General features: G+C 64.2%; 17 protein-coding genes. 5 read left to right on the forward strand and 12 right to left on the reverse strand.

The window, feature by feature from the left end; all coding sequences use genetic code 11:
* Nucleotides 1-6: 6 nt before the first annotated feature.
* The 12 genes from cheD to flhD all read right to left on the reverse strand — a co-directional run bounded on the left by cheD (nt 7) and on the right by flhD (nt 10,809).
* Nucleotides 7-606, reverse strand: coding sequence for a chemoreceptor glutamine deamidase CheD (gene cheD / locus V6Z91_RS29100; protein ID WP_338764591.1), 600 nt, complete (start codon nt 604-606; stop codon nt 7-9).
* 46 nt (nt 607-652) lie between these two features.
* The gene (locus tag V6Z91_RS29105) at nt 653-1,513 is read right to left on the reverse strand and encodes a CheR family methyltransferase (protein ID WP_338764594.1); all 861 of its coding nucleotides are present in this window, start codon (nt 1,511-1,513) and stop codon (nt 653-655) included.
* A 13-nt stretch (nt 1,514-1,526) separates the two neighbouring features.
* Complete coding sequence (locus V6Z91_RS29110) at nt 1,527-3,227, reverse strand: methyl-accepting chemotaxis protein (protein WP_338764596.1); 1,701 nt, start codon at nt 3,225-3,227, stop codon at nt 1,527-1,529.
* 77 nt (nt 3,228-3,304) lie between these two features.
* Nucleotides 3,305-3,787, reverse strand: a complete 483-nt coding sequence (locus V6Z91_RS29115; protein WP_338764598.1) for a chemotaxis protein CheW — start codon at nt 3,785-3,787, stop codon at nt 3,305-3,307.
* 45 nt (nt 3,788-3,832) lie between these two features.
* Nucleotides 3,833-6,046, reverse strand: coding sequence for a chemotaxis protein CheA (gene cheA / locus V6Z91_RS29120; protein ID WP_338764600.1), 2,214 nt, complete (start codon nt 6,044-6,046; stop codon nt 3,833-3,835).
* 44 nt (nt 6,047-6,090) lie between these two features.
* On the reverse strand, nt 6,091-6,456 hold the full coding sequence (locus tag V6Z91_RS29125) for a response regulator (protein WP_338764602.1): 366 nt from the start codon (nt 6,454-6,456) through the stop codon (nt 6,091-6,093).
* A gap of 102 nt (nt 6,457-6,558) precedes the next feature.
* The gene (locus V6Z91_RS29130; protein WP_338764604.1) at nt 6,559-7,107 is read right to left on the reverse strand and encodes a chemotaxis protein; all 549 of its coding nucleotides are present in this window, start codon (nt 7,105-7,107) and stop codon (nt 6,559-6,561) included.
* 52 nt (nt 7,108-7,159) lie between these two features.
* Nucleotides 7,160-8,092, reverse strand: a complete 933-nt coding sequence (motB, locus tag V6Z91_RS29135; protein WP_338764606.1) for a flagellar motor protein MotB — start codon at nt 8,090-8,092, stop codon at nt 7,160-7,162.
* 22 nt (nt 8,093-8,114) lie between these two features.
* Nucleotides 8,115-8,975 carry a flagellar motor stator protein MotA gene (gene motA, locus V6Z91_RS29140; RefSeq protein ID WP_338764609.1) on the reverse strand — a complete coding sequence of 287 codons (861 nt, stop codon included), beginning with the start codon at nt 8,973-8,975 and terminating at the stop codon, nt 8,115-8,117.
* Between the two features lie 113 nt (nt 8,976-9,088).
* Nucleotides 9,089-9,853 (reverse strand): class I SAM-dependent methyltransferase, encoded by a 765-nt coding sequence (locus V6Z91_RS29145; RefSeq protein ID WP_338764611.1) that lies wholly within the window; start codon nt 9,851-9,853, stop codon nt 9,089-9,091.
* Nucleotides 9,854-9,893: 40 nt separating this feature from the next.
* Nucleotides 9,894-10,445, reverse strand: a complete 552-nt coding sequence (flhC, locus tag V6Z91_RS29150) for a flagellar transcriptional regulator FlhC (protein WP_338764614.1) — start codon at nt 10,443-10,445, stop codon at nt 9,894-9,896.
* Nucleotides 10,446-10,491: 46 nt separating this feature from the next.
* Nucleotides 10,492-10,809 (reverse strand): flagellar transcriptional regulator FlhD, encoded by a 318-nt coding sequence (gene flhD / locus V6Z91_RS29155; RefSeq protein ID WP_338764616.1) that lies wholly within the window; start codon nt 10,807-10,809, stop codon nt 10,492-10,494.
* Nucleotides 10,810-11,402: 593 nt separating this feature from the next.
* Here flhD and kynU point away from each other — a divergent pair.
* From kynU to V6Z91_RS29180, 5 genes are all read left to right on the forward strand, one after another.
* On the forward strand, nt 11,403-12,647 hold the full coding sequence (kynU, locus tag V6Z91_RS29160) for a kynureninase (RefSeq protein ID WP_338764618.1): 1,245 nt from the start codon (nt 11,403-11,405) through the stop codon (nt 12,645-12,647).
* Nucleotides 12,648-12,657: 10 nt separating this feature from the next.
* Entirely contained in the window at nt 12,658-13,497 is an 840-nt protein-coding gene (gene kynA / locus V6Z91_RS29165) for a tryptophan 2,3-dioxygenase (RefSeq protein WP_338764619.1), read from the forward strand.
* A 120-nt stretch (nt 13,498-13,617) separates the two neighbouring features.
* The gene (locus tag V6Z91_RS29170) at nt 13,618-14,289 is read left to right on the forward strand and encodes a ribonuclease T2 (protein ID WP_338764621.1); all 672 of its coding nucleotides are present in this window, start codon (nt 13,618-13,620) and stop codon (nt 14,287-14,289) included.
* Nucleotides 14,290-14,347: 58 nt separating this feature from the next.
* Nucleotides 14,348-16,573: an ATP-binding protein gene (locus V6Z91_RS29175; RefSeq protein ID WP_338764623.1), complete on the forward strand. Its 2,226-nt coding sequence runs from the start codon at nt 14,348-14,350 to the stop codon at nt 16,571-16,573.
* A gap of 5 nt (nt 16,574-16,578) precedes the next feature.
* On the forward strand, nt 16,579-17,037 hold the full coding sequence (locus V6Z91_RS29180; RefSeq protein WP_338764625.1) for a response regulator: 459 nt from the start codon (nt 16,579-16,581) through the stop codon (nt 17,035-17,037).
* The last annotated feature ends 107 nt before the right edge of the window (nt 17,038-17,144 follow it).

A 17,144-nucleotide genomic window follows, 5' to 3' on the forward strand; every position in this document is an offset into this window, starting at 1 on the left:
GCCTTGTCAGAACAGTTCGATTTCGCCGGCCACAGGCTGTACCTTCAGGCGGCTTGCGTATTCGATTTCGCGCTTGGCCAACGTGTCGTTATGCGACTGCATCAGCTTCTTCACGAGCACCTTGCCCGTGCGCGGGAAGAAGTACACCTTGCGCGGATAGACATCGTTCAAGTCCTCGGCCACGATGCGAATGCGCTCGTTGCGCAGGAAAGTCTGGACGAACGCCGCATTGCGCTCGCCCACGTTCATCGCGGTGAAGCCCTTGAGCACTGCGCCGCCGCCGAACACCTTCGCTTCCAGGTTGTCGCGGCGCGCGCCCGCCTTCAGGAGGCTGTTGATCAGGATTTCCATCGCGTAGGTGCCGTAGCGGGCGGACGCCGACACGGGGCTGTTCGCCTCCGCGCCGCCATCGGGCAGCATGAAATGGTTCATGCCGCCCAGGCCGGACACGCGGTCGCGGATGCAGGCCGACACGCACGAGCCCAGCACCGTCACGATCAGCATGTCCTTGTGCGTGAAGTAGTACTCGCCCGGCAGTATCTTCGCCGCTTCGCAATCGAAGGTGCGGTCGAAGTAGACGTTGGTGGCGATGTGTTCTTTGTCCATCGTATGGCTTTCGCTGACGCTTGCAACCGAAGGGGCGTTCGCGTAGTTATGCGCGCTGGTTCGCAAGCGCGCGTGCGGAGTTGTCGAGCTCGTAGACGGTCTTGCCGCGCAGCTTCAGCGCGTCGGACACGTACAGGAAATTCTCGGAATGCCCGGCGAACAGCAGCGCGTCGGGCTTCATCAGCGGCACGAAGCGCGACAGGATCTTGCGCTGCGTGGCCTTGTCGAAATAGATCATCACGTTGCGGCAGAAGATCACGTCGAACGGGCCGCGGATATCCCACTTGTCCTCCAGCAGGTTCAGTTGCCGGTACGTGATCAGCTGGCGCAGTTCGGGACGCGCCCGCACCATGCCCGCCTTGTCGCCCTTCCCTTTCAGGAAGAAGCGGCGCTGCTGCTCGGCGCTGAGTTTTTCGATGCGCTCGATCGGATAGATGCCGTTGGCCGCCGTGGCCAGCACGTTCGTGTCGATATCGGTCGCGATGATGTGCACCGGCGGGCTCAATGTGCCCAGTGCCTCGCACACGGTGATCGCGATCGAATACGGCTCCTCGCCGGTCGAACTGGCCGAGCACCAGATGTTCAGGGTCTCGCCCTTGTGCTTCTTCACGTGGTCGGCCAGCAGCGGGAAATGGTGTGCCTCGCGGAAGAACGACGTGAGGTTCGTCGTCAGCGCGTTGGTAAACGATTCCCACTCGTTCGGCATGCGGCCCGCTTCCAGGTCGTCCAGGTACCTGGCGAACGACGTGATGCCGGTGGCGCGCAGGCGGCGCGCCAGGCGGCTGTAGACCATCTCCTGCTTGCTATCGGCCAGCGAAATGCCGGCCCGCTTGTAGATCAGCCCCCGCACGCGCTCGAAGTCGCGGCCGTTGAAGTCGAACTCCTTGACGGTTTCCCTGGACATCATCGCTCCCCGCGGTTCAGAACTCTTCCCAGCCGTCGTCAGCCGACGCCGGGGCGGGCTTCTTTGCGGCCGGCGGTGTCATCGCCACCGCGCGAACCGGCGTTTTCGCCACCGGCGCCTTCGCCACCGGCTTGGCCGCGACCGGGGCGGCCAGTGCCGCCGCCGCGGCTTCGTTGCCGAGCTTGAAGATCGCCACCGCCTCGGCCAGGCGCTGCGCCTGGTCCTGCATGCTTTCGGCGGCCGCCGCGGCCTCTTCCACCAGGGCGGCGTTCTGCTGCGTCATGTCGTCCATCTGCGCGATCGCCACGTTCACTTCCTCGATACCCTGGCTCTGTTCCTGCGTGGCAGCGGTGATTTCGCCCATGATGTCGGCCACCTGGCGGATCGACGTCACGATCAGTTCCATCGTCTGGCCGGCCTCGTCGACCAGCTTGCCGCCGGCATCGACCTTGGTCACGGAATCGTCGATCAGCGCCTTGATTTCCTTGGCGGCGCCGGCCGAACGCTGCGCCAGGCTGCGCACCTCGGAAGCAACCACCGCGAAGCCGCGGCCCTGCTCGCCGGCACGCGCCGCTTCCACCGCGGCGTTCAGCGCCAGGATGTTGGTCTGGAACGCGATGCCGTCGATGACGCCGATGATGTCGACGATCTTCGAGGAGCTGGCCTTGATCGAACCCATCGTGTCGACCACCTGCGAGACCACCACGCCGCCCTTTTCGGCCACCGAGGATGCCGAGACGGCCAACTGGTTCGCCTGGCGTGCGTTGTCGGCGTTCTGCTTCACGGTCGACGTCAGCGTGCCCATCGAGCTGGCCGTTTCGCCCAGCGAATTGGCCTGGGTTTCGGTGCGCGCCGACAGGTCGGCATTGCCCGTTGCAATTTCCCGCGAGGCCAGCGCGATGGTCTCGGTGCCGCTGCGCACCTGGCCCACGGTCTTCACCAGGCTGTCGTTCATGTCCTTCAGCGCCTGCAGCAACTCGCTCGTTTCATCCTTGCCCTCGACGACCACGCGCGAGGTCAGCTCGCCGGCGGCGACGCGCTGCGCCACTTCGACGGCGCCCGCCAGCGGCACCGTGATCGAACGCGTCGTGAAGATCGCGCACACCACGCCCACGGTCACGCCCAGCGCGCCCAGCACCAGCGTGAGCATCAGCACGCGGTTGTCCGCTTCCACCGAGGTTTGCTGGAACGTCTTCATGGCGGTGTGCTGCATGTCGACGAGGCGGTTCAGGGCTTCCAGCGTACGGGTATTCAATGGGTCGATGCGGCCGGAAATGATCTTGATCGCGCCCTCGGCATTGAAGGCCATCACTTGCGCCATCGCGTCGTTGAAGGCCACGCCCACCTCCTTGTCCAGCGTGGCCAGTTCGGCCAGCACCTTCTTCTCGGCGTCGTCCAGGCCCAGCTTTTCCAGGCGGGCGCGCGCTTCCTCGAAGCGGGCGTGGTGCGACTTGACCTTGCCCTCTTCCTTCTGCATCAGCTCCACATCGGACTGCAGGCCGATATTGCGCATGGCGATGCCCGATTCCAGCATCGCGCTCTTCATCGCGGCCGCTTCGCGGTTCTTCGCGCTGGTCAGCTCCAGCCCCTCGTTCAGCTGCGACTTGTTGCGGTGGTTCAGCCCGTTAGCCGTCAGCACCAGGGCGACCAGTATCAGCAGGATGATGCCGAAACCGATGCCGAGACGCGTGCCGATCTTGTAATCCCGTACACTCATGTTCAATCCAATCTCTCGATGTATCCACGCGCGCCCTCTTGCGGGGCGCTGTCCGCCAATGTTCTGTGCTGCTCCGCTTACGCGGCCGTCTTGTCCATGAGCCCCATCTCCGGGCTCGACATCAGCTTGTCGATGTCCATCAGGATCAGCATGCGTTCACCGACGGTACCCAGGCCGATCATGTATTCGGAAGAGAACACGGTGCCCATTTCCGGCGATGGCTTGATCTGCTCCGGCTCCAGCGTGGTCACGTCGGACACGCTGTCGACCACCATGCCCACCACGCGCCCGCCGATGTTCAGGATGATCACCACCGTGAACTGGTCGTACACGGGTTCGCCGAGGCGGAACTTGATGCGCATGTCCACCACCGGGATGATGATGCCGCGCAGGTTGATCACGCCCTTGATGAACTCCGGCGCGTTGGCGATGCGGGTCACCGCTTCGTAGCCGCGGATTTCCTGCACCTTCAGGATGTCGATGCCGTATTCTTCCTTGCCCAACGTGAAGGCCAGGAATTCGTGGCCCGCGATGTCGGCATTCTGGTTTGCGTCTGCCATGTTGTTTCCTTTGCTTTCCAAAATTGATAGTCAATCCGTCCGGGCTCAGCCCAGCGTACTCAGCGTGGTTTCGCCCACCAGCTGGCGCGACGAACGGATCAGCGCCGCCACGTCGAGAATCAGCGCGACCCCGCCATCGCCAAGGATCGTCGCCCCGGAGATGCCGGCAACCTTGCGGTAATTCGATTCCAGGTTCTTCACCACCACCTGCTGCTGGCCGACCAGTTCGTCGACGAACAGGCAGGCGCGCTTGCCTTCCGTTTCCAGGATCACGAGGATCCCTTCCCACGGTTCGGCAAAGCGCGGGGCGATGCCGAACATCTGGTACAGCGGGATCAACGGCAGGTATTCGCCGCGCACCTTGACCACGCGGCCCTTGCCGGAAATCTCGCGCACATCCTTTTCCGTGGGCTGCAGCGACTCCACCACGAAGCCCAGCGGCAGGATGTAGACTTCCTCGCCCACCCGGATCGACATGCCGTCCAGGATCGCCAGGGTCAGCGGCAGCGAGATCGAGATCGTGGTGCCGAAGCCCTTGGCCGAGCGGATGTCGACGGTGCCGCCCATCGCCGTGATGTTGCGCTTGACGACATCCATGCCCACGCCGCGGCCGGACACGTCGGTCACCTGCTCGGCCGTCGAGAAGCCCGGCGCGAAAATCAGCTGCCACACGTCGGCGTCGGGCATCGTGTCCGACACCGGCAAGCCGTTCTGCTTCGCCTTGGCCAGGATGCGCTCGCGATTCAGGCCGCCGCCGTCGTCGGATACCTCGATGATGATGTTGCCGCCCTGGTGCGAGGCCGACAGGAACAGCCTGCCCGCGTCGGCCTTGCCGGCCGCGCGCCGCACCTCCGGCATTTCGATGCCGTGGTCGATGCTGTTGCGCACCAGGTGCGTCAGCGGATCGACGATGCGCTCGATCAGGCCCTTGTCCAGCTCCGTCGCCGCGCCGTTCGTGATGAAGTCGACCTTCTTGCCCAGCTTGTGGGCCAGGTCGCGCACCATGCGCGGGAAGCGCGAGAACACGAAGTCCATCGGCATCATGCGGATCGACATCACCGCTTCCTGAAGGTCGCGCGTATTGCGCGTCAGCTGGCTGACGGAAGCCAGCAGCTTTTCGTGCAGCATCGGGTCCAGCACCTCGGCGCGCTGCTCGATCATGGCCTGCGTGATCACCAGCTCGCCGACCAGGTTGATCAGCTGGTCAACCTTCTCGATCGAGACGCGGATCGACGACGATTCGGCACCCTGGCCGTGCGCCACGGCGGCCTTTTCCACTTCCTTCTTCAGCGCCTTCTTTTCTTCCGCGACGGACTCCGTGGCCGGCGTATCCTTGATGCCGGCCGCCGCGCGAATCTGCTCGACGGGCTGGAAGAAGCCGTAGCCGCGCGCGTCGTCGGCGCCGGTTTCGGCATTGGCGCGGATCTCTTCCAGAGGCTGGAAGAAGCCGTAGCCTTCGCCCGCCTGCGTGACCATCGTCTCGGCAGGAGTCAACGGTTCGAAGAAGCCGTAGCCCAGGTCGTCCTCGACCTTGCTGCGCTCGGCACGCTCGGCCGCGGCCTGCTCGTCCGTCAGCGGCGGCAGCTCGACGATGTTCATGTCTTCCGTGTTCAGCACGAAGGAGCAGATCGCCACGATGTCGTCCAGGCTTTCGTGCGTGGTCACGACCATCGCGTTGCGTTCCGCGTCGATCGGCGTGACCACCACGTGCGCCAGCAGGCCCAGCTCGGCCGCCAGCGCCGTCACCTCGCGATGCGCCATCGGCGGCAGCTCGAGCCGCCAGCGGCGCCCGCCGCTGTGGTCGATCGCCTCCTCGTCCACGGCCGCGCCCTGGAACGCCGGAGCCACGTGGGCGATCGCTTCCACCTGCACGTCCTGCGCCAGGTGTTGCAGCATCATGCGCACGTCGCCGACGGCATCCTGGTCAACGGGCGTGCCCAGCCGGTGGCCGTCGAGCTGCATCTTCAGCGCGTCCTTGGCCGCCAGGAAGGCGTCGACGTGATCGAGCGTGAGCGCCATCTCGCCCTTGCGGATCTTGTCCAGCAGGGTCTCGAGCACGTGCGTGACTTCGGTCATGTCGGTCAGCCCGAACGTGCCCGCGCCGCCCTTCACCGAATGGGCGGTGCGGAAGATCGCGTTCAGGTCTTCCTCGGTCGGCGCGTCCACGTCGACCGCGAGCAGCAGCCGTTCCATTTCAGCCAGCAGCTCCTCGGCTTCGTCGAAGAAGACCTGGAAGAACTGGCTAATGTCGATGGTCATGGCACAACTCCGCTTTGCTGTTTGCCAGGCTTGTGGCGCACATATCAGCCGATGACCTTCTTGACCACCTCGATCAGGCGTTGCGGGTCGAACGGCTTGACCAGCCAGCCGTTCGCACCGGCCGCGCGGCCCTTGGCCTTCATCTCGTCGGACGATTCGGTGGTCAGCATCAGGATCGGCGTCTTGGCGTAGGCGGGCAGCTCGCGCAGGCTCTTGATGAGCTGCAGGCCATCCATCTTCGGCATGTTCTGGTCGGTCAGCACCAGGTCGACCGCGCCCTGCTTCGCCTTTTCCAGTCCGTCCTGGCCGTCGACCGCTTCCACCACCTGGTAGCCGGCGGCCTTCAGGCTGAACGCCACCATCTGGCGCAGGGAGCTGGAATCGTCAACCGCAAGAATCGTTTTAGCCATTTTCTTCTCTCACTTATCAAAATTCGGGCACTTCGTGGCCCACTGTGTTTCAATCCATTCGTCCCGGCAGATGCCTGGAACAATTCGTTCGGAACAGTTCGCTCAGAACAGCTCGATATCGCCGCTCTCGAGGTGCTTCTGGCTTACCGCCTTGCGCAGCACATTGCGCAGCTCGAGGCTCTGGATCGCCAGCGCCATGCTGACCTTCCCCAGCAGCTCGACCATCTCGTCGTTGTCGCTGTCCGGGTTCATCTCGGCGCCGTGGGCGCCCAGCGTGGCGAGGAATTCGCGCAAGCCCGTCACGCGCTTCAGGGTGCGGTCGATCAGCTGGCTCGTCAGGTCCTGGAACTGCATGCTGGTGATCGCCGCATTCACGTAGGCACCCACCTGCTCGTTCATCGCCTCGAGCTTTTCCTTGTCCTCGGGCGACGGCGTGCCGCCGTCGAGCAGCAGGCGGATCGTGTCCTGCCGGTCGTTGACGGCCTCGTGGATCGCCATGAAATTGCGCGACAGCTTCTCGATCGCTTCTTCCAGCAGCAGGTTCGTCTGCAGCAGGTCCGTTTCCACCTCCGTCAGGTGCCGCTTGCCGTGGTCGGACACGCCGGACAGCAGGCGCTTCACGTGGGAGCCGAGGATTTTTTTTCTGTTCATGTGGATCTCGCGTTGACTCTTCTTCCCTGGATTGCTTCGGGTCTCATGCTTTTCACTGCCGCTGCGGCACGGCCGCCGCGTCCTGCGTGGCCTCGGTGCCGGCCCCGATCTCGAGCTTGCCGGCATCGCGCATCAAGCCCTCTTCCGTCTTCTTGTTCATCACGATGATGCTGATGCGCCGGTTGATCGGGTTGAACGGGTCCTTGCGGTCCAGGTTCACGGCCGAGCCCAGGCCCACTACGCGCATCACCTTATTGTCCTGCATCCCGCCCTGAACGAGCGCGCGCCGCGAGGCGTTCGCGCGGTCGGCCGACAGTTCCCAGTTGCTGTAGCCGTTCTCCGAGAAGTACGGCGTGGCATCCGTGTGGCCCGACAGGCCGATCTTGTTCGGCACGTCGTTCAGGATCGGCCCGATCTCGGTCAGGATCTCGCGCGTGTACGCCGCCAGGTCCGCCTTCGCGGACGGGAACATCGGCCGGTTCTGCTCATCCACGATCTGGATCCGCAAGCCTTCGCTGGTAAAGTCGAGCAGCAGCTGGTTCTTGAACTTCTGCAGCGCCGGCGTGTTCTCGATCTTCTGCTGCAGGCGTTCCTTCAAGCCCTGCAGGCGCTGCTTCTCTTCCCGTTCCATCGCCTGCTTGGCGGCCGTCAGGTTGAACGTCTTCTTGGTGGTGGACGGATCGTCGCCGGCCTTCACCTGGCCTTCCTTGCGCGTCAGGTCCTTGCCGCCGCCGGCGATCACGGACGAGCTGTCGCCACTGCCCGAGCCCCCCTGCATCGCCACCTTCAGCGGCGTCTTGAAATACTCCGAAATCCCGTTCAGGTCGCCCTTGCTCGTCGAGCCCAGCAGCCACATCAACAGGAAGAAGGCCATCATCGCCGTCACGAAGTCGGCATACGCGATCTTCCATGCGCCGCCGTGGTGACCGCCGCCGCCTTTCTTGATGCGCTTGACGATAATGGGCCGCAGGCCTTCATCAGCCATGGTGCTTACCCTCGCTCATCGATTACTTGGACTTCGATTTCTTGATGTGGTCTTCCAGCTCGGCGAAGGTCGGGCGCTCGGTCGAGTACAACACCTTGCGGCCGAATTCCACCGCCAGCGCCGGCGCGTAGCCGTTCAGGCTGGCCAGCAGCGTCACCTTCACGCACTGGAACATCTTCGACGATTCTTCCAGCTTCTGCTCGAGCAGATTGGACAGCGGGCCCACGAAACCATAGGCGAGCAGGATGCCGAGGAAGGTACCGACCAGCGCCTTCGCGATCAGCATGCCCAGCTCGGAAGGCGGCAGGCCCACCGACTCCATCGTGTGCACCACGCCCATCACCGCCGCCACGATGCCGAAGGCCGGCAAGCCGTCGGCCAGCTTGGCGATCACGTGCGCCGGCACGGCACCCTCGTGGTGGTGGGTTTCCAGCTCGTTATCCATCAGGTTCTCGATCTGGAACGCGTCCATATTGCCCGACACCATCAGGCGCAGGTAGTCCGTCATGAACTCCACGATGTGGTGATCCTCGAGCACCGACGGGTACTTCGAGAACAGCGGGCTCTGCTCCGGTGTCTCGATATCGCCCTCGATCGACATCAGGCCCTCCTTGCGCACCTTGGAGAGGATGTCGAACAACAGCGACATCAGGTCCATGTACAACTCCTTGGTGTGGCGCGAACCCTTGAGCAGGGTCGGCAGGGCCGCCAGCGTGGCCTTGATCGATTTGCCGTTATTGCCGACGAAGAAAGCGCCCACGGCGGCGCCCCCGATCATCAGCAGTTCCAACGGCTGGAACAGGACCGCGACGTGACCGCCGGCGAGCACGAAGCCGCCGAAGACACTGACGCAGACCACGACATAACCAATAATTACCAGCAAGCCTGCAAACTCCTATAGTTGTCCAAACGAGGATGCCAAATCGCGGCAAGTCAAAATAATTCCACCAGGAACTACAATAGCGTGAGAAAGCCGGGCTCGCAAGGGAAAGCCAATCAAAACGCCCAAACAAATAGCGGCGGCGCTCCCTCTGTGGTAAAGATGGTCTTGTCCGGTTTGAAACCTGGGATATTGAATTCGTAACTTACTAACAAGCTGCCAACTTTCATTTCCCGCCGCGCCTTGTCAAATAAGCCCGACATTACCGCGGGTGATAAATAAGCAAACACCAGGTCATAGTCGCCGAAATGAAGCTTTTCATAATCGCCACGGATGAATTGCGCGCGGCTGCCGGTGAATCGGGCGCGCAGCGCGGAATATAAATACGGCAAGGGCGCAAGTTCGATGCCGGTGCACCGGGCGTCGGGCCGGGCGCGCGCCAGGTGCAGCGTGAAGCCGCCGAGACCGCTTCCGACATCGACGACGCGCACGCCCGGGCGGCCGGGCACGAGTTGCTCGACCGCCTGCCAGACGGCCGGGCTGGAAGGAAAATACGGCACCTGTGTGCGAAAGGTGGACCAGTACCACCCCAGCAGCACGACGAACACGAGCAGGAACAGCACCGGCGGCAGTTGCAGGCCCAGCGCGGCAAGCAGCGCGACCGGAAACAGCAGCTCGATGATGCGCCACCAGGGCGCCAGGCCGATCTTCCAGGTGATCGACATGGCCACGGCCCCTTGCAGGGCGCACGCTTCCAGCAGGGTCAGCCCGCGTCCGAACGCATCGAGCGCGACCGCCAGCGCCGCCGTGGGCACCAGGGCGGCCAGCTGGCAGAGCAGTGCCTGCACGGCCGGCAAACGAAAAAGCCGGGCTGGCGTCACGCGCCACCCCGGCTCTCTGGAACGGAACGGTTGAGGAGGGTCACGCGGCCAGGGATTCTTCTTTGGCCTTGCGCGTCTTGCCGGCCCGCGAGGGCATGTGGCACAGGCCGCAGTGGTAATCGCCGTTCAGGTCCATCGCGTTGACGACGAACTTGCCCTGGCATTTCTTGCAGGCTTTCATTTCAAGCATCCTGCTGCTGAAGAAGCGCACCAGCGTCCAGGCGCGCGTCAGCGACAGCAGCGGCTCCTCGCCGGGGGCGGGAGGCATCTGCTCCAGGTACAGCTGATAAGCCTTCATCACGGCATGGATGCCAGTGGCGCCGGCGTGCTGGACGAGGAAGTCGTGGATATTGATGAACAGGGAAGCATGGATGTTCGGCTGCCAGGTCAGGAACCAGTCCGTGGAGAACGGCAGCATGCCTTTCGGCGGCGACACGCCCTTCAGTTCCTTGTACAGCTTGAGCAGCCGCTCGCGCGACAGCGATACCTCGGACTCCAGCAATTGCAGCCGCGCACCCAAATTGATGAGCTCGATCGCCAGCTGGATTTCCTGCGCTTCGCTGACCACGCTTTTCTTGCCTGCGTTACTCATATTCCCGCTCCCCGTCGCTTTTCTATCTGTCCAGTCAGTGTACCGCTCAGGCGATTTCTTCGACGCCCTGTCCAGCCATCAGGATTGCCGCGTGCGATTGCGCCAGCGAACGGTCCTTGTTGTAGTTGGTCAGCATCGACAGGATCGCGCTGTCGTCGAAGCGGAAGCGGGCCAGCATCATGTTGCCGCCCGCCAGCTTCAGGATCTGGGCGTTGCTCATGCCTTCGATCAGGTCGGCGATATCGGCCGAGATGCCAAGGCGGAAGATTGCCGTGACCTTGTCCGCGCGGATCATCTGCTGGGCCAGCATCAGGTAGGAGAGGTTCGCGTCGCGGATCTCGGCCATCATGTCGTTCGCAGTCATTGTGTGCTCCTCAAAGCGTTTCCGTTGAGACACATTCTGCTGTAGGGTCGCTTGCACGAGAAGAGGCGACCGTCTGTATTTGAGGTAGGGAAACGGCGATCGCACCCTGTCGGCGTTTGTCTGACAAACGCAGGGCGACCATAGGGGCGCGCCAGTATTGGCGCGGCTTTGCGGGTTGTAGCGGTGGGCGAAAAACCGTCGGATTCGGCACGTATCCAGATGCCGGGTTGACGCTTTTTAGCGACATCTAAACCGGTAACGGCAGCCCTGTCGGGAACTTTAGGGTCGACAGCAAAAAATTTTAGAATTTTTTTCTGTCATCCAATGCAACGAACAGAGAGGCTTTTCCGGGCATCTGGATGGGGTAACGGTTCGAGCACACGGAACTTTAGGGACTTTTTGAAAAAAATCCGAATTTTTTCGCCGCCCCATAATCCTGCCTTTTTATTAAGTGACATATTTTCAACTGAAATTTTATCAATTAAGGAATTGGCAATACATTCTACTACCCCGGCGCCCCATTTGCAGATGTCTATATGACATTCCCGGCGTGCTACACTCCGGCCTTCGTCCGACACACCCATGGAGCTGCCATGATTCCAACCCGCGCCGATTGCCTGGCCCGCGACGCCGCCGATCCGCTGGCGCCGCTGCGCGCCGCCTTCGACCTGCCCGCCGGGGTGATCTACCTGGACGGCAATTCGCTGGGCGCGCGTCCCAGGGCCGCATCGGCGCGCGCCGCCGAGGTGATCGGCCGCGAATGGGGCCAGGACCTGATCACGAGCTGGAACACGGCGGGCTGGTTCGACCTGCCCAAGCGGCTGGGCGCCAAGCTGGCGTCGTTGATCGGCGCCCTGCCCGGCGAGGTGGCGGTGACCGACACCACGTCGATCAACCTGTTCAAGGCGCTGGCCGGCGCACTGGCGATGCAGGCGCGCGACCCGCGCCGCACGACCATCGTGACCGAGCGCAGCAACTTTCCTACCGATATCTATATGGCGGAAGGCTTGTCCGGCTGGTTGGGGCGGGGGCACACGGTGCGCCTGGTCGACAGCCCGGACGAGATTGCCGGTGCGCTCGGCCCGGATACCGCCGTGCTGCTGCTCACGCACGTGAACTACCGCACCGGCCATATGCACGACATGGCGGCGTTGACGGCGCTGGCGCACGAGCATGGCGCCCTCACCGTGTGGGACCTGGCCCATTCGGCCGGCGCCGTGCCGGTGGACCTGCATGGCGCACGCGCCGACTTTGCCGTCGGTTGTACCTATAAATACCTGAACGGCGGCCCGGGCGCCCCGGCCTTCATCTGGGTGCCGGAGCGCCACCAGGCTGCATTCACCCAGCCGCTGTCGGGCTGGTGGGGCCATGCGGCGCCCTTCGCCATGGCGCCTTCGTTCGCCCCGTGCGATGGCATCGGCCGCGCCCTGTGCGGCACGCAGCCCGTCGTGTCGCTGGCACTGGTCGAGTGCGGGCTGGACGTGTTCGCGCAGACCGACATGGCGGCGCTGCGCGCCAAGTCGCTGGCGCTGACGGACCTGTTCATCGGCCTGGTAGAGGAACGCTGCGCCGTCCACCCGCTGGCCCTGGTCACGCCGCGCGACCATGCCCGCCGGGGCAGCCATGTCAGTTTCACCCATCCGCACGGCTATGCGATGATGCAGGCGCTGATCGCACGCGGCGTGATCGGCGACTACCGCGAGCCGCACATCATGCGCTTCGGCTTCACGCCCCTGTATACCAGCTTCGCGGAAGTCTGGGACGCGGTCGACATCCTGAAGCGGATCCTCGACGACGCGGACTACGACGTGAACGCCGCGCGCGGCGCTGTCACCTGAAGGACCCCGCATGAGCGAACAAGACAAGGACGGCGCGTGGCACGGCGCGCAGATGGATTTTTCGAAGTCGATGAGCTACGGCGACTACCTGGGCCTGGAGCAAATCCTGAACGCGCAGCATCCACTGTCGCCGAACCACAACGAACTGCTGTTCATCGTGCAGCACCAGACCAGCGAGCTGTGGATGAAGCTGATGCTGCACGAAATGCACGCGGTGCGCGAGCACATCCGCCGCGACGACCTGCCGCCCGCCTTCAAGATGCTGGCCCGCGTGGCGCGCATCATGGACCAGCTGGTGCATGCCTGGGACGTGCTGGCGACGATGACGCCGCCCGAATACACGGCGATCCGCCCCTATCTGGGCGCCTCGTCCGGCTTCCAGTCCTACCAGTACCGCGAGATCGAATTCATCCTCGGGAACAAGAACGCGCAACTGCTCGCGGTGCACGCCTCCACGCCGGCCACCCACGAGATCCTGCACCGCGCGCTGCATGAACCGTCCGTGTACGACGAAGCCGTGCGGCTACTGGCCCGCAACGGCCTGCCGGTGTCCGGCGCCCGCCTCGCGGCGGACCCGACACTGCCCACGGCGGCCGACGAATCCGTGAAGGCGGCCTGGCTGGAAGTGTATCGGGACCCGGCGAAGCACTGGGCGCTGTACGAGCTGGCCGAAAAGCTGGTGGACCTGGAAACGGCCTTTCGCTTCTGGCGCTTCCGCCACGTGACCACCGTGGAGCGCATCATCGGCTTCAAGACAGGCACCGGGGGCACGGCGGGCGTGAGCTACCTGCGCAAGATGCTCGACGTGGTGCTGTTCCCGGAGCTGTTTGCGCTGCGTACCGAACTCTAGACAGCAGCCGCCGCGGTTGACAGCCACCGGGGCTTTGACAGCGGGCGGGCCGCGACGTGAGCACCTACCCCCACCGGCAGGCCGTGGTTGCTGTGGGATGAATTTGAAGGAGTCGATACAATGAAACAAGCATTTACCTGCACCCCCCTGCTGCTGGCTACCGCCCTCCTGTGCGGCGGCGCCAACGCGGCGAAGAACAAGAGCGTGGGCGAGCCCGGCGAGTTCGATTACTACGCGCTGGCCCTGTCGTGGTCGCCGTCGTACTGCGCCACCAATGGCGACCGCGACCCGAACCAGTGCGGCAGCGGCCGCCGCCTGGGCTTCGTGCTGCACGGCCTGTGGCCGCAGTATGAAAACGGCTATCCGCAGAACTGCTCGCGCGAAAAGCTGCCGGAGCAGCTGCGCCGCAAGTACGAGGGCATCTACCCCTCGCCGAAGCTGATCGGCCATGAATGGTCCAAGCACGGCACCTGCTCGGGCCTCGGGCCGGAAGGCTACCTGGCGCTGTCGGCGAAGCTGAAGGATGCCGTGGTGGTGCCGGCCGCCTACCGCGCGCCCGAGCAACCGGTGCGCGTGACGATACCCCAGTTCAAGGAAGCTTTTCGCAGCGCCAACCCGCGCCTGGCCCAGGATGCCGTCGTGCCCTTCTGCACCGGCGCCGGCCGCTTCCTGCGCGAGATCCGCGTCTGCTACGCCAAGGATGGTGCGTCGCGCAGCTGCGGCAAGGCGGAAATCAAGCGTTCGGAAAAGAGCTGCGGCCAGGCTTCCTTCCTGCTGCAAAGCGTGCGGTGACTGAATCGGCGCATCCCGCCTTGCGCACGCGGCACCGTTTGCCGGTAAAATTCTGTCCATGACACAGGCAAGCCCAACGATAGACCTCAGCAGCTGCGACCGGGAAGCGATCCGCACGCCCGGCAGCATCCAGCCGCACGGCTGCGTGCTGGCGCTGTCGCCGGACGGCATCGTGGTGCAGGCCAGCGACAACCTGGCGCGCTACGTGGGCGTGGCCCCGGAGGCGGCATTGGGCCGCACGCTGGCCGATGTGATCGGCGCGGCCGCGGCCGCCGAGCTGGCGCCGGAGTTCGCGGGTGCCGGCGAACGGCCGTCCTTCGCGGCCACCGTGCGGCTCGCGGAGAGCGGCGCGTTCGACGTGCTGGTGCACCGCTACGATGCGCTGCTCATGCTCGAATTCGAAGCCGTGCAGCGCACCGGCGTGGCCGACTTCCGCCACCTGTATCCGCTGGTCGGCAATTTCCTGCAGCAGGTGCACGACACCGACACGGTCGAAACGATGAGTGCCCGCGCGGCGGACGAGATCCGTGCGGTGACCGGCTTCAACCGCGTGCTCGTCTATAAATTCGATGCCGAAGGCCATGGCCACGTGCTGGCCGAGAGCAATGACGGCAACCTGCCGTCCTACCTGGGCCAGCGCTTTCCCGCCTCCGACATTCCCCGGCAGGCACGCGAATTGTATGCCTCGAACCGCATCCGCCTGATCCGCGACGCGAACTACACGCCCTCTCGGCTGGTGCCGGCGGAAAATCCGCTGACGGGCGCGCCGAACGACCTGTCGTTCGCGGCGCTGCGCAGCGTGTCGCCGGTCCACCTGCAGTACATGCGCAACATGGGCACGCTGGCCTCGATGTCCGTGTCGCTGATGGTCAAGGGCAAGCTGTGGGGCCTGATCTCCTGTCACAACGCCAAGCCGTGCCACGTCACCTTCGACAAGCGCACCGCCTGCGAACAGCTGGGCCAGATCCTGGCGCTGCGCATCGAAAGCCGCGAAGTGGCCAACGAGCTGCAGTTCCGGCTCGAGGTGCGGCGCATCATGGTATCCGTGCTGGGCGGGCTCACGCAGGGCGCCAACTTCATCGAGAACATGGGCAGCGTGTTTCCCGAGTTGCTGCATTTCGCCCGGGCCGGGGGCGCCGCGATCATCGTGGACGACCGCATCGTCAGCTATGGCGACACCCCGGGCGAAGCGCAATTGCGCGAGCTGATCGGGTGGCTGCAGGTCAATACGCACGACGACGTGTATTACACCGACCGGCTGAGCTGCGAGTTTCCACCCGCCGGCGCCTACCGGCAAAGCGCCAGCGGTCTGCTGGCCATGCCGATTTCGCGCATCCACAAGCACTACCTGCTGTGGTTCCGCCCCGAATTCGTGTACACGATCGACTGGGCCGGCAACCCGCACCAGAAGGAGGCGCCGCCGGGAGCGCCCACCCAGCTGAGCCCGCGCACCAGCTTCGCATCGTGGCGCGAGACGGTGCATGGCACCTCGGCGCAATGGCACCCGGGCGAGATCGAGATGGCGCTGGAATTCCGCACGGCCCTCCTGGGCATCGCGCTGGAGCGCGCCGAACAGATGGCGGAACTGGCCGAGGAACTGGGCCGCGCCAACAAGGAGCTGGAAGCGTTCTCGTATTCGGTGTCGCACGACCTGCGCGCGCCGCTGCGGCACATCGTCGGCTTTTCCGACCTGCTGCTGGAAACGGCGGGCGGCGGTTCGCCGGAGAAGCAGCAGCGCTTCCTCACCAATATCAAGGAGTCTGCGAGGCTGGCGGGCAAGCTGGTCGACGACCTGCTGAGCTTCTCGCAGATGGGCCGCGCCTCGCTGCGGCCGGTGCAAGTCGACATGAACGAGCTGGTGCGCTCCTGCATCGACAAGCTCTCCCTCGACGTCGGCACCCGCCGCGTCGAATGGCATGTGGGCGACCTGCCGGCGGTCGTGGCCGACCCGACCTTCATCCAGCTGGCCCTGTACAACCTGCTGTCGAACGCGCTGAAATTCACCGGCCAGAAGGACCCGGCCGTGATTCGCGTCGAAGGCCGGCGCGAAGCCGCGGTGACCGTGTTCACGGTGGCCGACAACGGCATCGGCTTCAACATGGACTATGTTCACAAGCTGTTCGGCGTCTTCCAGCGCCTGCACCGGATGGAAGATTTCCAGGGCACGGGCATCGGCCTGGCCAATGTGCGGCGCATCGTGGAACGCCACGGCGGCGCCGTGACCGCGCACTCGGCGCCCGGCCAGGGAGCGACGTTCACCTTTTCCATCCCCCACTCGTCATAAAGCGTATGTTAAAGCCCATCCTGCTCGTGGAAGACAATCCCCACGACCTCGAACTGACCCTGATCGCGCTGGAGAAAAGCCAGCTCGCCAACGAGGTGATCGTCGTGCGCGACGGCGCCGAGGCGCTCGATTACCTGCTGTGCCGGGGTGAGTATGCGCAGCGGCAGAAAGGCAATCCGGCCGTGGTGCTGCTGGACCTGAAGCTGCCGAAGGTGGACGGACTAGAAGTGCTGCGCGAGATCCGCAGTGGCGCCGACCTGCGCGCGCTGCCGGTGGTGATGCTCACCTCCTCGCGCGAGGAGCAGGACCTGGTGCGCAGCTACGAGCTGGGCGTGAATGCCTATGTAGTGAAGCCGGTCGAATTCAAGGAATTCGTGCGCGCGATCTCCGATCTCGGCATCTTCTGGGCCGTGCTGAATGAACCGCCACCAGGCTCGCAGCGCTACGTGCGGCCGATCAGCTGAGCCGAGCTTCCACCGCGCCCAGACGAGAAGAGATATCCCGCCTCCCGCCCCGCGGCGCCAGCAAAAAAAGTTGCAAAAAAACCGGTGCCTGTCACCGGTTTTCGGGA

This window comes from Massilia sp. METH4, from assembly GCF_037094685.1.
In the GTDB taxonomy this organism is placed as follows: domain Bacteria; phylum Pseudomonadota; class Gammaproteobacteria; order Burkholderiales; family Burkholderiaceae_D; genus Rugamonas.

Bases quoted from the DNA above. Each gene is read 5' to 3' on its own strand.
- cheA (WP_338764600.1), bottom strand. From the start codon at position 6,046: ATGACCATCGACATTAGCCAGTTCTTCCAGGTCTTCTTCGACGAAGCC.
- cheD (WP_338764591.1), bottom strand. From the start codon at position 606: ATGGACAAAGAACACATCGCCACCAACGTCTACTTCGACCGCACCTTC.
- V6Z91_RS29170 (WP_338764621.1), top strand. From the start codon at position 13,618: ATGAAACAAGCATTTACCTGCACCCCCCTGCTGCTGGCTACCGCCCTC.
- V6Z91_RS29115 (WP_338764598.1), bottom strand. From the start codon at position 3,787: ATGGCAGACGCAAACCAGAATGCCGACATCGCGGGCCACGAATTCCTG.
- kynA (WP_338764619.1), top strand. From the start codon at position 12,658: ATGAGCGAACAAGACAAGGACGGCGCGTGGCACGGCGCGCAGATGGAT.
- flhD (WP_338764616.1), bottom strand. From the start codon at position 10,809: ATGACTGCGAACGACATGATGGCCGAGATCCGCGACGCGAACCTCTCC.
- V6Z91_RS29110 (WP_338764596.1), bottom strand. From the start codon at position 3,227: ATGAGTGTACGGGATTACAAGATCGGCACGCGTCTCGGCATCGGTTTC.
- V6Z91_RS29105 (WP_338764594.1), bottom strand. From the start codon at position 1,513: ATGATGTCCAGGGAAACCGTCAAGGAGTTCGACTTCAACGGCCGCGAC.
- kynU (WP_338764618.1), top strand. From the start codon at position 11,403: ATGATTCCAACCCGCGCCGATTGCCTGGCCCGCGACGCCGCCGATCCG.
- V6Z91_RS29175 (WP_338764623.1), top strand. From the start codon at position 14,348: ATGACACAGGCAAGCCCAACGATAGACCTCAGCAGCTGCGACCGGGAA.
- flhC (WP_338764614.1), bottom strand. From the start codon at position 10,445: ATGAGTAACGCAGGCAAGAAAAGCGTGGTCAGCGAAGCGCAGGAAATC.
- V6Z91_RS29130 (WP_338764604.1), bottom strand. From the start codon at position 7,107: ATGAACAGAAAAAAAATCCTCGGCTCCCACGTGAAGCGCCTGCTGTCC.
- V6Z91_RS29125 (WP_338764602.1), bottom strand. From the start codon at position 6,456: ATGGCTAAAACGATTCTTGCGGTTGACGATTCCAGCTCCCTGCGCCAG.
- motB (WP_338764606.1), bottom strand. From the start codon at position 8,092: ATGGCTGATGAAGGCCTGCGGCCCATTATCGTCAAGCGCATCAAGAAA.
- V6Z91_RS29180 (WP_338764625.1), top strand. From the start codon at position 16,579: ATGTTAAAGCCCATCCTGCTCGTGGAAGACAATCCCCACGACCTCGAA.